The organism is Roseovarius halotolerans, from assembly GCF_900172255.1.
GTDB classification, from domain to species: domain Bacteria; phylum Pseudomonadota; class Alphaproteobacteria; order Rhodobacterales; family Rhodobacteraceae; genus Roseovarius; species Roseovarius halotolerans.
The window spans coordinates 46,523-60,383 of record NZ_FWFU01000006.1 but is presented as its reverse complement, the minus strand read 5'-3'; the positions used below and the strand labels follow the sequence as shown (position 1 = coordinate 60,383).

The 13,861-nt window shown below is 58.3% G+C and carries 11 protein-coding genes and 2 pseudogenes; 9 read left to right on the top strand and 4 right to left on the bottom strand.

Annotated features, from left to right (window positions below; translation table 11 throughout):
- Positions 1 to 305: pseudogene (locus tag ROH8110_RS18220) on the top strand (hypothetical protein); the annotation flags it as partial.
- Between the two features lie 433 nt (positions 306 to 738).
- Positions 739 to 1,665 carry an alpha/beta hydrolase family protein gene (locus ROH8110_RS18215; protein ID WP_085819226.1) on the top strand — a complete coding sequence of 309 codons (927 nt, stop codon included), beginning with the start codon at positions 739 to 741 and terminating at the stop codon, positions 1,663 to 1,665.
- Between the two features lie 225 nt (positions 1,666 to 1,890).
- Here ROH8110_RS18215 and ROH8110_RS18210 read toward each other — a convergent pair whose 3' ends face one another.
- Positions 1,891 to 2,991: a DNA cytosine methyltransferase gene (locus ROH8110_RS18210; RefSeq protein WP_085819225.1), complete on the bottom strand. Its 1,101-nt coding sequence runs from the start codon at positions 2,989 to 2,991 to the stop codon at positions 1,891 to 1,893.
- Positions 2,992 to 3,117: 126 nt separating this feature from the next.
- Here ROH8110_RS18210 and ROH8110_RS18205 point away from each other — a divergent pair, with 126 nt between their 5' ends.
- Complete coding sequence (locus ROH8110_RS18205) at positions 3,118 to 3,345, top strand: helix-turn-helix domain-containing protein (RefSeq protein WP_085819224.1); 228 nt, start codon at positions 3,118 to 3,120, stop codon at positions 3,343 to 3,345.
- Positions 3,335 to 5,017 (top strand): hypothetical protein, encoded by a 1,683-nt coding sequence (locus tag ROH8110_RS18200; RefSeq protein WP_085819223.1) that lies wholly within the window; start codon positions 3,335 to 3,337, stop codon positions 5,015 to 5,017. The genes ROH8110_RS18205 and ROH8110_RS18200 overlap by 11 nt, the downstream gene beginning before the upstream one ends.
- 66 nt (positions 5,018 to 5,083) lie before the next feature.
- On the opposite strand, the gene ROH8110_RS19015 is transcribed toward ROH8110_RS18200, so the two are convergent.
- The 3 genes and pseudogenes from ROH8110_RS19015 to ROH8110_RS18190 all read right to left on the bottom strand — a co-directional run bounded on the left by ROH8110_RS19015 (position 5,084) and on the right by ROH8110_RS18190 (position 6,903).
- Positions 5,084 to 5,248 (bottom strand): hypothetical protein, encoded by a 165-nt coding sequence (locus tag ROH8110_RS19015; protein ID WP_170156537.1) that lies wholly within the window; start codon positions 5,246 to 5,248, stop codon positions 5,084 to 5,086.
- 107 nt (positions 5,249 to 5,355) lie between these two features.
- Positions 5,356 to 5,734: pseudogene (locus ROH8110_RS18195) on the bottom strand (ATP-binding protein); the annotation flags it as partial.
- A gap of 494 nt (positions 5,735 to 6,228) precedes the next feature.
- Positions 6,229 to 6,903: a GntR family transcriptional regulator gene (locus ROH8110_RS18190; protein WP_085819222.1), complete on the bottom strand. Its 675-nt coding sequence runs from the start codon at positions 6,901 to 6,903 to the stop codon at positions 6,229 to 6,231.
- Between the two features lie 203 nt (positions 6,904 to 7,106).
- Between ROH8110_RS18190 and torT the strand changes: the two genes are divergently transcribed.
- The 5 genes from torT to ROH8110_RS18165 all read left to right on the top strand — a co-directional run bounded on the left by torT (position 7,107) and on the right by ROH8110_RS18165 (position 13,860).
- Positions 7,107 to 8,165 (top strand): TMAO reductase system periplasmic protein TorT, encoded by a 1,059-nt coding sequence (gene torT / locus ROH8110_RS18185; RefSeq protein WP_085819221.1) that lies wholly within the window; start codon positions 7,107 to 7,109, stop codon positions 8,163 to 8,165.
- A 125-nt stretch (positions 8,166 to 8,290) separates the two neighbouring features.
- Complete coding sequence (locus ROH8110_RS18180) at positions 8,291 to 9,805, top strand: sugar ABC transporter ATP-binding protein (RefSeq protein WP_085819220.1); 1,515 nt, start codon at positions 8,291 to 8,293, stop codon at positions 9,803 to 9,805.
- On the top strand, positions 9,802 to 10,797 hold the full coding sequence (locus ROH8110_RS18175) for an ABC transporter permease (RefSeq protein ID WP_085819219.1): 996 nt from the start codon (positions 9,802 to 9,804) through the stop codon (positions 10,795 to 10,797). Before ROH8110_RS18180 ends, ROH8110_RS18175 begins: the two co-directional genes overlap by 4 nt.
- A complete protein-coding gene (locus ROH8110_RS18170) occupies positions 10,790 to 11,764 on the top strand; it encodes an ABC transporter permease (protein ID WP_085819218.1) in 975 nt (324 codons plus the stop codon). Before ROH8110_RS18175 ends, ROH8110_RS18170 begins: the two co-directional genes overlap by 8 nt.
- 23 nt (positions 11,765 to 11,787) lie before the next feature.
- Complete coding sequence (locus ROH8110_RS18165; protein ID WP_085819217.1) at positions 11,788 to 13,860, top strand: hydantoinase/oxoprolinase family protein; 2,073 nt, start codon at positions 11,788 to 11,790, stop codon at positions 13,858 to 13,860.
- The last annotated feature ends 1 nt before the right edge of the window (position 13,861 follow it).

Below are 13,861 nucleotides of genomic sequence, written 5' to 3'. Positions count from 1 at the left end.
AGATCAAGGGCATGTTCGTGCGCCCCGAACAGGTGGCGGCGCTGGTCGCAGGCCATGCCGAGATCGCCCGCGCCCGCGTCATCGCCAGCCGCGAGGGCGAAATGGACGTGATGACGGTGCAGATCGAGACCAATGGCGCCGACGCGGACGCGTTCTCCGGGTCCGTCGCGGAGTTGCTGAAACTGAAGGGCAGGATCGAGATCGTCGCCCCCGGCAGCCTGCCCAATGACGGCAAGGTGATCGAGGACCAGCGCAGCTACGAAAAGGCTGCAGGGGTTTACTCGTGTATCCCACGGGCGCCGTGAGATAATCCTCAGTTATCGCGCTATTCGTATCCGTCGTGTCGTACTGTAAAAACCCATGCGTTTGGCTAGAAGAGCTCTTCATGTGTGGTGGCAATTACCATGTGACAAAATTGTATCGTGGCACGACCCATGATGGGAAGCGAGTAGTTCCATAAAGTCCAATCCCATCGCTCTGCAAAAAGGGAAGCAAGCGAAAGAGTGGAATATTCTTCACTTTGGCAGTTTTCGCGCGAGTAAAGTCAACTGAAAGTTACTTTTGTGAAGTCGTGCGATAGCTGCCAATGGTATTGTTTTGAGCGCGCGCACCAAGGGGGGGCTAGCCGCACAGAACGTAAAGACCGCTGTCGAAGCCTAGTCTTCCTAAGATCCCAAAAGAGAAAGAACGCGGAGATCTGTACCAGATCGTGAGAAACTAGAAAGGCCTCCGAATTCCATGCCAGACAAACTATCGCAATCAACCGCTCTTCATCCTGACGAGGCTCTCAATGTCATCGCTGCTGACGGTTTTTTGATCCGTGGTGACATTTGGCATGGGGACGGTGGCCCGGTCGTCATTATACATTCAGCCACTGGCGTTCAGGCAGGCTATTACTCACGCTTTGCCAATTGGCTGGCGGGGCAGGGCGCAACGGTGATGACTTTTGATTATCGCGGCATTGGACAATCGCGGTCGAAGTCCGCGAAAGATATTCAGACAGGATGGATCGACTGGGGAGTGCTAGATGCAGAGGCGGTGATTGCTTACGCAATTCGGCGGTGGCCGGATCGGCCCTTGACTGCTGTCGGCCATTCTATAGGTGGTTTTGCGCTTGGCCTTGCCGAATCTTCCGTACATCTAAAACGGATTGTAACGGTTGGGGCCCAGTTTGCCTATTGGCGTGACTATGCTGCCGTCCAAAAGCGTTTTCTGTTTTTGAAATGGCATCTTTTAATGCCCGCTCTTACAAGGCTTCTTGGATATTTTCCGGGCAAGACGCTTGGTTGGCTGGAAGATTTACCGCACGGAGTGGCGCGAGATTGGAGCAGCATGGGACCAAGGTTCGAGACCAGCGTGACTTCTTTGATAGATTCTGATAACCTTTCAATGCGGCACGCTGCGACCCATGCGCAACTCTTGGCAATCAGCTTGACGGACGACCCATTCGGGACGGAAGCCGCAGTATCTCGTCTTCTTGGTTACTACAGAAATGTGGACCAGACCCATTTGCGCATCGCTCCGGAGAACGTCGAAACAACAAAAATTGGGCATTTTGCTTTTTTTCACAGCCGCTTCCAACGAACACTCTGGCCAATTGCTGCCGAGTGGCTGATAAATGGCCGTCTGCCTCACAGTGCTCCGGGCAGCGTGATATCGGCCTGATTGTATGTCATCAAATGGTTTGGAACACGGCAGCCTGATTGGTAGCGGAGGATCTGGCTCATCGTTATTTCAGTCGATGCCAAGTCGACACCCCAAATAAGTATAGGTCAATATAATATACTTTGATAGGGAACGAGATGACCAGTGAGGTCGTCCGATCAAATTCACAGATTGTGACGAGTCCTGCTGGACGCCTCTCGCTTGCGGTGCTCGCGTCAGAAAAGGCTATTTAGCGGCGACCTTCATGGCGGCCCCACCATCGAGACCTCGCGCCAAGACGTTTGCTACCGCTTCTGCCAGCATCGGCGGGACGGCGTTTCCGATCTGGCGATATTGCGCGCTACGCGAACCCGCCAACCGATAATGGACCGGAAAGGTCTGGATGGCTAGGCATTCGTCCACCGTCAGGCGCCGTAACCGCTCCGGTGCGTACCCAGTCCGCGGCTCGCCGCCATTCATCAGATGGCTGTGATACTCTTCCACAAAACTCGGCATGCCTTCGAAGATTTCAGCCTCATCTATGATGGGCGTTTTGTTCCCACCCATAGAGGCAGGCAGGGTCGTTGCCCACTTCTTGGCTGGAAGCGGCCTGCCTGCACCGTTGAACATCATACCCGCATACGGCGATTTCCGCATGATCGGTGAGCGAGCGTAGGTGATCTTCGCCGCACAAGTGCGGGGGTTCGTTTCTGTACCTGCTCTACCGAGGGAGCGCACGATCTCAGCCACTGTGGAGGGCTGTGACTTCTGCGCTGCGAGGCATTCTTCAATATAGGCCTGAAGGTCTTCGTCAGTGCCATCAAATATGTCGCGGTGGAGGCCAACAAGAAACATGCGCTCTCTGATCTGGGGAACGCCGAAGTCGGCTGCATTCAGAATGACCAAAGCAACACGATGGTTCTTCCGCCCTCGTTCCATCAGCGCCGCACGCACTCCTGCCCAGCGGTTGAGGAAAGCCAGCGCCTTTACATTCTCACATACAAAAGCCTTCGGTTGTAGGTCGTCAACGACATCGAAGAAGGAGTGGATCAGGCGGCTGCGTTCGTCGTCTGGGTCCATCTTGCCAGCCACAGAGAAGCCCTGACAAGGTGGTCCACCAAACACCAGGTCAACATTCTGTTCAGTCAACAAGCCGCTAACCTCTGGGTCAAGAAGGCTCCCGTGATGGATCGCTCCAGAGTGATTTAACCGGTAGGTTGCACATGCATCACGGTCGATGTCGTTGGCGAAAACAATGTCAAACCCTGCATGCGCAAAGCCCACATCCATCCCACCAGCACCAGAAAAGAGTGACACCGCCGAGAAGGCGTTGCGACGATCCAGCATGTATGCCCTCCGGTTGGTATGATCACATCATTCAGTTACAGATAGCCCAAGCCGAAACACAAATCCACCCCAATGTGACTTATAGTCCGTAGACTTATGGTCCACACCCTCTCTACCCGTACGAGTATGGAGTTGTTGGATTCAGCCCTCGTTCAGATCTTCGCCGGCAACCTCAAAAGGCTGCGCAAGAAGGCACGCTTATCACAAGAGGAGCTGGCGCTGAGATGTGGCCTCGACCGGACCTACATCAGCGGCTGCGAACGTGGCATTCGAAACCCTTCCATCGTGTCAGTCGAAAAGATCGCCGAAGCGCTGAACGTCCCTGCCAAAGAATTCTTCGAAAATGGACGATGAAATGGACTACAATCTGCGAGCCGCCATTCGAGGCGTCCTGCTTCCAGTCACCGCGTCACGTGAGCAGCAGTTCCTCGCTGCTGTCGAAGCTTACCTCGATGGCATCGGCATTGCTCAGGACAAGGCAAGTTGGGTCAACCTTCAGCTGAGGCGTTGGAAACGCGATGGTTCCCCCACTCCTGCCTTTAGGGCATTCGTCCGTAATATGCTTTATGTGGAGGTCAGAAACCCGGTCACATTCATGTTTGACAGCGTAGATGGCCCTAACGGGCCAGCCTACCGACGGGCAGCAAAGCGGGGCTCCAACAATTTCTTCGATCTCCATGCTTCGCTTGTGTCATCGCACCTGCTGCCCCACGACGCTGCCCGCCAAATTCTATCGCATGCCGGTATGATTGCTAGGCTCGCTGTCGAAGAGCTGATGACTGCCTCAGAGATCAGTCGACTGATCACCGTGCGCGACAACCGCTTCTCGCTGAATTGGCGGGCTGTACAGGCAATCCTATCGAAGCTGGGGTGCTCGCCGAGTCTCTCTCTAGGACAGGCGCAACAGACATTTCAAGACGACAGCGCCGCCGAGCCGGAGCTGCTTGGAGACTTGGATGTTTCAGGAAGCATCGAGCGCGTCGCACTAGTCGCAGAAAGCCTCGGCTGCAAAGGTGACTTTGTCGAGTGGCTGACCGACTTGTTCGTGACGGATTTCCATGCCCCTTACCTTCTCCTTCTGCATTACCAGCTCCTGATCCAAGACAGCTTCGACCATGCGGTGACCTATGCCTATGAGTTCAAGCCTCGCGGCCAGATCGCAACATGGCTCACCCAAGAGTACATCGCAGCAGGCATTCCCGTGGCCCGCAATGCATTCCTGAATAATGCGAAAGCAACTCTGAGGTTCGATCAGGTGTGGGTGACAGGCCGGACCGATAGCCCTCGATCAGCGACGGCCTTAGCGAACATTCTCGAAGCGGTCGAGAACATGGGGTCCTTGGCAAAAGACGAGTTGGCTTCTCAGATGCGCGGGCTGCTTCATCGTTACCTTCGCGTCGAAGCTGAGCGCCATGGCGAAGCGCTTCCACACAGAGTGCCCGATTTGACGGTGGGGCAGGCTGAGGCGCTCCTTGCAGCGATTGGCGGCGGCAACACAAACACAACAGGCATCCTCGAACAAAGAATGGTCGATTGCTTCGGTCTAATTGAGCACGCTGATGCCGGTTGGGCCGCGAGGGGCCTTGGTGACTCGGTCTTCGCAGCGAATACCTATCGCAGGAAGCTGGGTGACATCGAGTTCGAGCTTCCTGTGCGACCGAACCCCCGAAGCGTTTCGTATGAGTCGCATGGGGGCCAGCTGACGGAACCTTACGTTCGCGACCACCTTGACTCGTTTGCGTATGTGCTGGGGGTACGGCAGGAGGAACTAGAAACAATTGCACCGCTAGCGGACTGGCAATTCGAGGTGGTGTTTGTGGCTCACACCTTCGACCCCGGCTTGCCGAACCAGATTGAGGTCAGCGGATGCGATGTCGCACTGCGCTATGTTACCTTTGAAGAAGCGGCAAATAATCTTTCAGACCGTGCCCACCTCGCCCTCATAAACGAGCATCTCGTTGCCCCTCTAAACCATGGTTTTGTCCACCCCAATGTTCGAGAAAGGGCGCTGGCGTTCCTTGTCTGATGTGTTCTTTTCCGCTGAGAACTGACCCGGCTTTTGTAAGTTGCGGCCGAGTACGTTGGACCCATGTCAGGTCTTCTTCTTGAGGGCCTCACGCAGAGAGGCTTGGACAGCATTTTGATGGAGACGCGAAGGAATCATGCCGCGTTGTCCGCAGTTCCGGTCAAAACAGACCGGCGCGATGCCCGTGGCATAGCTGAGTTGCTTCGTATGGATTGGTTTCAGCCGGTTCATTTGAAAACCCCTGCTGCCCGAGGCCTGCGGTCGATGTTGTCTGTGAATCTGTGTGCAAAATTGACCCACATGGGTGGGTTTTGACGGTCAGGCCAATTCTTTGAGCATCAATTATTGCTAGCGGAAAGGCGAACTCGGCTTTGGTTGAGAAGATAGCTTCCACCGACCATATCCAGGATATTGACGTGATGGGGCAAGCGCTCCATCAGCGCGCCGGTCAGACGTTCGGTGCCGAAGGTCTCGGTCCATTCCTCGGGACACTACCGAAGGGCAGGTCCAGTGTAATTAGCGTTGAGTCCCGCTCATAGCGCTGTGAGATCAGTTCGAATTGAAATGCGGCGCCGGTTTTGCTTAAGGGGACGAAGCCCAGCTCGTCGATGATCAGCAGTTTGACCTTGGCCAGTTTGCGCTGCAGCTGCAGGAGGCGCTTTTCGTCGCGGGTTTCCAAAAAACTTGCACGAGGGCTGCGGCGGTGACGAAGGCAATTGGGGATTACCGATCTACCCGAACCATTGCCGCATCATGACCAAGTCAAAATTGACATGAATACCGCCAAAGCCTGGATTCAGGGGCCAGTTCAGGGCCTGCGACCAAAGACGAGACGGCCCAAATTGATCTCTGGTATGAGCGTTAGGAGATTTTCGGAGCCGAGAGCGAGGGGTTGCTTGAGGACCTGGAAGCCGAGACCGACGCGAAAATCCGCGCGCATATGGAATGTGATCTCAAGCAGGTCGGTCACGTGCTGGAAATCATCCGAGAGTTAATTGAGAAAACTGGGTATTGAACCCGTGAGCACTATTGGGCGACCGCCGGGGCTGTCCCAGTTGCGTAAGATCTGGAGTGCCGATGCCACTTAGGATCTGAGCTTGAGCGCAACATAGTCTTGAACCAAGAGGGGCGGTGATAGCCGCGCTGCGGGTAAGCTCAGATCGTCAAAGAGTTGGTCTCTTCCGTAGTGGTTCTGAAAGTAGACGCTACTCCTATGCGTTGGCTGCCTTCTCGATATGGGCGATGATGTGATCTACGGAGCTGGCGATGTCGGCAACAATATGCTTTCGGGCGTCGGACGGTTTTTGAGCTTTGATCGCAGCAAAGACATCATAATGGTGATCGATCATGTCGCGCCCGCCATGCGCATAGAACGAAGAAATGGGGGGGCCGATCTGGAGCCAGAGTCCGTCGAGGTGGCTGGACAGGATTGGCATGTTCGCAGTCTCGGGCAGCGCAAAGTGGAATTGCTTGTTCAGCGCGATACAGCGTTCCCAATCGTTGGCCTTCATGGCGATTTCGTTGTCCGAGATGTTCTTCTCGAGGGCAGCGATGTCTGCGTCGGTACGGCGCTCTGCGGCCCGCGCCGCGGCGAGGCCTTCGAGTTCCAGGCGGATGTCGGCGATCTCGCGATAGCGGTCGGCCGTAATGATGGGAACGCGGATGTCGCGGGCCGCGCGCTGTTCCAGAGCACCTTCCAGAAGCAGACGCTTCATCGCGTCCCGGACTGGTGTGGAGCTGGTTTCAAGCCGATCGGCGAGGTTTCGAATGGTCAACTTTTCACCAGGCTTGAACGCACCGCTTATAATCGCGTTCGCGATCTTTTCGTAGGCGACGTCACCTAGAGATGCCTGACTGATGGCTGAAAGCCCCTGATTTTCCTCCACCTTTCACTCCTTCAATAAGTCACAGCCAACAATAGCGTTTGGGGCGCTCCTAGAAACCCAAGTGCATAATAGCACGGCACCTTTGATTTGTCACGCAGCAAATATGATGCATCATGCTTGACGTATGAAATGTAGAGCGTATGGTCGCTCGAGTTACGCTTGGGTTTCCTCAAGGGAATCGGGCACAGACAGGGAGTAATAAAATGTCCAAGAACCACACGCTTCTCACCTCGACGACGCTTGCCTGCGCGGTGGCCTTGTCGCCAGCCGCCTTCGCGCAAGAGGCTGAGTGGGAAAGCTTTAACGTCTACAATTTCGACAGCGGCGAACCCATCGAGGAAACGATCGCACCGACCGAAGGCGCTTCCGAGAAATGGTCGCTTTGCGCCGTCGTCCCCCACATGAAGGACGGGTACTGGATCTCTGTGGATTACGGCCTGGTGGCCGAGGCCAAGCGTCTGGGCGTCGAGCTGACGATCCTGCAGGCTGGTGGCTATGATCAGCTGTCGCGTCAGGTCAGTCAGTTCGACGACTGCGTCGCGTCCGGTGCGGATGCCGTGCTGATTGCGCCGATCTCGGAGGCAGGCTTGGCCGACAAGATTGCGGCGACCGCCGAGACCGACGTGGTGCAGATCGGTTTTGTGAATCCGATCCAGTCCGCGCCCGTCGATTCCAAGATCTTCGTGGATTACGCGACCAAGGGCCTGCAGACCGGCAAGTTCCTGGTCGAGCACCTGGGTGAAGAGGGTGGCGGTGCCGTGGCGCTTCCCGGGCCGCAGGGTTCCGGCTGGGCCGAGTCGTATATGAGCGGTTTCGAAGAGGGCGTCGCCGACAGCTCAGTCGAAATCCTCGAGCGCAAGTTTGGCCCCGCCGGCGTGGCCGAGTCGCTGGGGCTCGTCGAGGACGCACTGCAGACGCACCCTGACTTGAAGGCAATTTGGGGCGGTGCGCCCGCTGCCGAGGCCGCCGTGGGTGCCGTTGAGGAAGCCGGTTACGACGACGTGACCATCGTGGCTTCCTACGAGAACCAAACCATGGTCGACAGCCTGAAGAACGGCAGCGTTTCCGCATTTGCTACCGAGTTCCCGGTGATGCAGGGTCGGATCGCCGTCAGCCTTGCGGTGGCGGTGCTTCAGGGTGAGGAAGTGCCGCAACACTTGGGTGTCATCCCGCAGATGGTCACCACCGACAACGTGAATGATATCGACATCACTACCGTGCTTGCGCCGGTCGGCTTCCGTCCGGAATTCTCGGTCGATTAATCCATTCTCTTGCCCGGCTGCGCCTTCGTGCGGGGCCGGGCATACAAATGACCTTGCAGCCGATGAACGGCCGAGGCCCCCGGAGCGACGGCCGCCCGGTGCGCGGTTTGCTGAGAGCGGAGCTCATGCTTGAACTGAACGGAATAACAAAGCGGTTTCCTGGAGTACTGGCGCTGGACGATGTCCAGTTCCAGCTCAAGCCTGGCGAGATCCACGTCCTTTTCGGCGAGAACGGGGCTGGAAAGTCGACGCTCGTGAACGTGATGGTGGGCAACCACCGGCCCGAAAAGGGAAGCTACAAGATCGATGGAAAGAATATGCTGGGCCTGAGTCCGGCAGTTGCGCGCAAGAACGGCGTTTCGGCGGTTTTCCAGGAATTCAGCCTCGCGCCGTCGCTGACCGTGCTGGACAACATCTGGCTTGGGCGCGAACTGACGAAGTTCGGCCGTATCGACCGCAAGCGGATGCGCGCGCTGGCCCAGGCCAAGTTGGCTGAGATGCGCACAAACCTACCGCTGGACGCAATCACCTCAACGCTGAGCCGGGCGCAGAAACAGCAGACGGAGATCGTCAAGGCGCTTCTGCAGCACGCTCGCTACATCATTTTTGACGAACCAACCGCGTCGCTGGCCGACGTGGAGGTGCAAAACGTGCTGCGCATCATCAAGGAGCTGCGCGATCAGGGTGTCGGTGTGGTCTACATTTCACACCGGATGCGCGAGATTCGCGAACTGGCGGAGCGTGTCACCGTCCTGCGTAACGGCAAGTATGTCGGCACGATCGAACAGGACGAGATCGAGGAAGACCGGCTCGTGTCGATGATGACCGGTCGCAGCATGATCGAACTGTTTCCCAATGTACGGCATATGCCCGGCAAGGAGGTCCTTTCCATCTCGAACCTGGCCACCGAGTCTGGCGGCGTGAGGGACGTGAGCTTGGAGGTGCGCGCGGGTGAGATCGTCGGACTAGCCGGTCTGGTTGGCTGCGGCAAGGGCCGCGTGGGACGCGCCTGTTTCGGGCTGGAGTCCGTCGTCGAGGGAAACATCTTTCTGAAGGGTGTGCCGGTGTCGCCGCGCAGCCCGTCACAGATGTTGAAGAGCGGTGTTTGCTATTTCCCGTCGGATCGCGGGGCCGAAGGGCTGTGCTTGAACCGGCCTATATCCGAGAACATCACGATGAGCGACCTCGACGCGCCTAAGACCGGGAAGTGGGGACTGATCGATCTGAATCGCGAACGTGAGCGTGCGCAGAGAGCCGCCGAGCGGCTCAAGCTGTCGACCGACAACATGGGCACCCGGGTCGAGATGCTTTCGGGTGGCAACAAGCAGAAGATCTTGCTAGCCCGAGCTCTTTTGCGGAATTTCGACCTCTTTATCTTCGACGAGCCGACGGTGGGGGTCGACATCGGCGCCAAGGCCGAGATCTACCAGCTGATGAGGGACCTGACCGAGGCCGGTGCCGCGATTCTCGTGATCTCGTCGGATCTGGAGGAGGTCGTGCATATCAGCCACCGAATCTACTCGATCCACGAGGGGCAGGTCGTTGCCGACCTTCGTGAAGGAGCCAAGACCGAAGAGCGCGTGCTCGCAAGTTTTTTCGGCAAGCAGCCGGACACCGAGACACAGGAAATTGCGCAATGACCGCCCAGACCGATACCTCAAGCAAGCCGGGTTTTTCCGCGCAGACGCTCGCGACGTGGATACTGCCGATAATAATTATCGGAATCCTCGCCGTGATGGCGCTGGTCGAGCCGCGTTTCTATAACCGGCTGAACATTTTCAACATTCTCCGCAACTTCACCGTGACCTCGCTGCTGGCTTTGGCTCAGGCGTTGGTGATGATCGTGGGCGGGTTCGATTTGTCCATCGGTGCTATCATGGCGGCAGGTTCTGTCGTGGCCGCGGTCTCGATGCTGGCCTTTACCGAACCGTTCTATTCGCAGCCGATGCTGATTATCTCGCTCGGCTTTGGTGCGGCGCTGCTGGTCGGCTGTTTTGCCGGCGGCGTGAACGGCATCCTGGCGGCCAAGCTGCAAGCCTCGCCCTTCATCATTACGCTGGGCACGATGACTGTCATCTCGGGTCTGACCTTCTGGTACACGAAGGGGGCGCCGATCTATGGCGCGCCCAGCGAGCTGGTTTCGGAGATCGGACGCGGACAGCTGTTAGGCGTGCCGGTGATCTTCTGGTTCGGCTTGGCGGTGATTGGTTTACTATGGTGGCTCTGCACACAGACAAAATTTGGCCGGCATGTCTATGCCGTGGGATCGAACCCGTCAGCGGCACGTGAGAGCGGTATCAACCCGACGCGTATCTTGGTGGTGACCTACGGCATCTCCGGCGCACTGGCCGCGGCGGCCGGGCTGATCCTGACCGCGCGGCTGGGATCCGGGCAATCCGGGATTGGGGGCGACGCGGCGATCCAGTCCATCGCGGCGGCGGTGATCGGCGGGGTGTCTCTGCGCGGCGGTATCGGCTCGGTGCCCCGAGTCGCCATGGCTGCGCTATTCCTCGCGCTCATGTCCAATGCGCTCAACCTTGCGCAGATCGACAGCAAGTTCCAGACGCTGGTTCTGGGGGGCTTCCTGATCGGCTTCGTCGCTATCGAGAGAAAGTTCGACCGCAATGACTGATGTATCCTCTTTCACCCGGTTCGATCGGATACGGGCGCAGATGTTCGAATTGGCGATGGTTGCGGCCATCCTGATGATGATCGTCATCTTCGCCATCGCCGAGCCGCAGTTCCTGTCGCTGCGCAACGTGTCCAACGTGCTGACCCAGTCGAGCTACCTGGTCTTGCTGGCTTGTGCGCAGGCGGTGGTGATCCTGGTACGCGGCTTCGACCTGTCGCTGGGCGGTACTGTGTCACTCGTAAGCCTTACCGCGGCCTTGGGAATGACGATGTCGGGCGCGCTACCGATCCCACTAGGGATCGCGTTGGGGGTCCTGACGGGCTTGATCGTTGGACTGTTCAACGGGTTTTGCGTGGCATGGCTGAAGATCAACCCGTTCATCGTGACGCTTGCGACGATGAATATCCTGCTGGCCATCTCCTCGACGATCACCGGGGGGTTCCCGGTAACGAACCTGCCCGAAGGGTTCAGTGACATGCTGTCGACGGCCGCGCCGCTGGGCGTGCCGGTACCGGTCATAATCACCGCGGTTGTGGTTTTCCTGCTGCATCTCATGCTGCGCCGCACGCGGTTCGGGCGGTCCATGTTCCTCGTGGGCTCCAACCCAGAGGCGGCTTATGTCGCCGGCATCTCGTCACGGCGGATCCTGCTTTGGAGCTATGCGCTGTGCTCAGTCTTGATCGCGCTTGGCGCCATCCTGATGACGGCCCGGACCGGATCGGGAGAACCCAATCTGGGCGGCGCGCTGACACTTCAGACCATCGCGGCGGCTGTTATTGGGGGAATGAGCTTGCGCGGCGGCGAAGGCAGCATGGCCGCACCGGTGCTGGGCGGATTCTTCGTCACCATCCTCTCAAACGGGATGAACCTTACACGCGTGGACGGCTACCTGCAGGAAGTGACGCTGGGCGTCCTGATCGTCGCCGTTCTCGTTCTCGACCGTTTGCGTCACCGGCGCACTTCATGACCCTAACAAGGAATGATTGTTTCATGAGCTACCAAGTTTGCATCGACATCGGCGGGACCTTCACGGACTGCCTGGTCGTGGCACCCGATGGCGAGGTGCGTATCTTCAAGTCTCCCACCACGCCGGGCGAATTCGAGAATGGTTTCGTCAACGTGCTACATGTCGCGGCGGAAGGTTACGGGCTGGAGTCCGCGGCGTTCGTTGCCCAGATTGACCAGATCGTGCACGGCTCGACTGTGGCCACCAACGCGCTTGTTGAGCGCAAGGTGGCCCGCACGGGCGTGATTCTAAACGAAGGTCACAAGGATATACTGACCCTGCGTGAAGGCCCCCGAAAAGGGGCCTTCGAGTGGAAGATCGACTATCCCGAGCCCTATATCCCGGCCTCGCTGACGGAAACGGTCCGAGGCCGGATAGATGCACGTGGTCACGAACACGTGGCGCTGGATGAGGCACAGGTGCGCGAGGCGGTGCAGAAGCTGATCGACCGCGGCGTTGAAGCCATTGCCGTCGGGCTGCTGTGGTCGGTCGTGAACCCGGCGCACGAGTTGCGCGTGGCCGAAATCATCCGAGAGATGCAGCCGGGTCTTGCCGTTTCGCTGAGCCACAAGACGAACCCGCTGCCGCGTGAATACAAGCGCATCATCGCCACCGCGATCGACGCGTCGATCAGCCCGGTGATCTCGTCCTATATTTCCAAGCTGGTGACGAAACTGGAAGAGGGCAATTTTGTCGGTGAGCTGCTGCTGGCGAACTGCGTCGGGGGCATGATGCCTACCGAGACCATGATCGAGCAGCCTATCTACTCGGTCATGTCGGGCCCGACGCTGGCGCCGATGGCGGCTCTGGCGCTCACCGACGAAAAGGACGTGATCGTCGGCGACATGGGCGGCACCACCTTCGACGTGTCGGCGCTGCGCGATCACAAGCTGATCATCACCCCAGATTCGATGATCCATGACGATGCGCTTGGCATTCCCAAGGTCGACGTGCGATCGGTAGGGGCAGGTGGCGGCTCTATCGCACATGTCGATGTGGGGGGGATGCTGCAAGTCGGGCCGCATTCAGCCGGTGCACGGCCGGGACCGGCCTGTTTTGACTTGGGCGGCGATAAACCGACCGTGACCGATGCCAACCTTCTGCTTGGTTTGATTGATCCCGATTACTTCCTCGGCGGGGCCTTCCCGCTGCGCTGTGACTTGGCGGAGCAGGCGGTGAAACCGCTGGCCGACGAACTTGGCGTGAGCGTCGAGAAGGCGGCCTATGCCATCTACACCACCGCCAACCACAACATGGTCGGCGCCATCGAGGACATCACCATCCGCGAAGGCCTCAATCCGCGCGACAGCTACTTCGTCGCTGGTGGCGGCGGGACTGCGTTGCATATCGCCGAGATGGCGGACGTAATGGGCCTTTCAAATTATATGATCCCGCGCTTCATGGCAGGTCTGTCGGCCTTCGGCGGGTTGATTTCTGACCTGCGGAACGACTTCTCCGGTGCGCTGCACACCGACGCGCGGCGCTTCCGGCTCGATGAGGTCAATACGCTAATCGACGAGCTGCGCAAGGAGGCCAAAGCCTTCCTAGAGGCGGCCCGCGTACCGGAAGATAAGCATACGTTCGAGTTGAGCTTCCAGGGGCGGTACGAGTACCAATCGTGGGAGATCGAGGTGCCTTTCACTCTCGAGAACGGCAAGTTGAGCGAGACGGATATCGAAGACCTTGCGGCACGGTTCCACGCGATGCACGAGCGTATCTACTCGATCCGCAACGAGGACGACACGGTGGAGTTCACGCGCTGGAACGTGCGGGCCATCGGCAAGCGTGACACTATCGACACCTGGCGCGCCGGCAAGGTTGCTGCGCAGGACGGCGCACCAGTGCCGAAGGCGCATCGCCCGGTCTGGATCCAGGAGGGGGTCGATGGCGGCTTCCGCGACCTACCGGTCTACGAGCTGAACGACCTTGGCTCTGGTGCTGAGGTGTCTGGTCCGTCCGTCGTCGAGGCCGAGACCTACACGGCGATCTTCCGTCCGGGGCACGACTTCAAGGTCGATGACCTCGGCAACCTTCTCGTTACCATTCAACGGAGCTGAG

Excerpts from the sequence above, each read along its gene's own strand:
- ROH8110_RS18200 (WP_085819223.1), top strand. The coding sequence starts at position 3,335 with ATGGACGATGAAATGGACTACAATCTGCGAGCCGCCATTCGAGGCGTC.
- ROH8110_RS18175 (WP_085819219.1), top strand. The coding sequence starts at position 9,802 with ATGACCGCCCAGACCGATACCTCAAGCAAGCCGGGTTTTTCCGCGCAG.
- ROH8110_RS18165 (WP_085819217.1), top strand. The coding sequence starts at position 11,788 with ATGAGCTACCAAGTTTGCATCGACATCGGCGGGACCTTCACGGACTGC.
- torT (WP_085819221.1), top strand. The coding sequence starts at position 7,107 with ATGTCCAAGAACCACACGCTTCTCACCTCGACGACGCTTGCCTGCGCG.
- ROH8110_RS18210 (WP_085819225.1), bottom strand. The coding sequence starts at position 2,991 with ATGCTGGATCGTCGCAACGCCTTCTCGGCGGTGTCACTCTTTTCTGGT.
- ROH8110_RS18170 (WP_085819218.1), top strand. The coding sequence starts at position 10,790 with ATGACTGATGTATCCTCTTTCACCCGGTTCGATCGGATACGGGCGCAG.
- ROH8110_RS18205 (WP_085819224.1), top strand. The coding sequence starts at position 3,118 with ATGGAGTTGTTGGATTCAGCCCTCGTTCAGATCTTCGCCGGCAACCTC.
- ROH8110_RS19015 (WP_170156537.1), bottom strand. The coding sequence starts at position 5,248 with ATGAACCGGCTGAAACCAATCCATACGAAGCAACTCAGCTATGCCACG.
- ROH8110_RS18180 (WP_085819220.1), top strand. The coding sequence starts at position 8,291 with ATGCTTGAACTGAACGGAATAACAAAGCGGTTTCCTGGAGTACTGGCG.
- ROH8110_RS18215 (WP_085819226.1), top strand. The coding sequence starts at position 739 with ATGCCAGACAAACTATCGCAATCAACCGCTCTTCATCCTGACGAGGCT.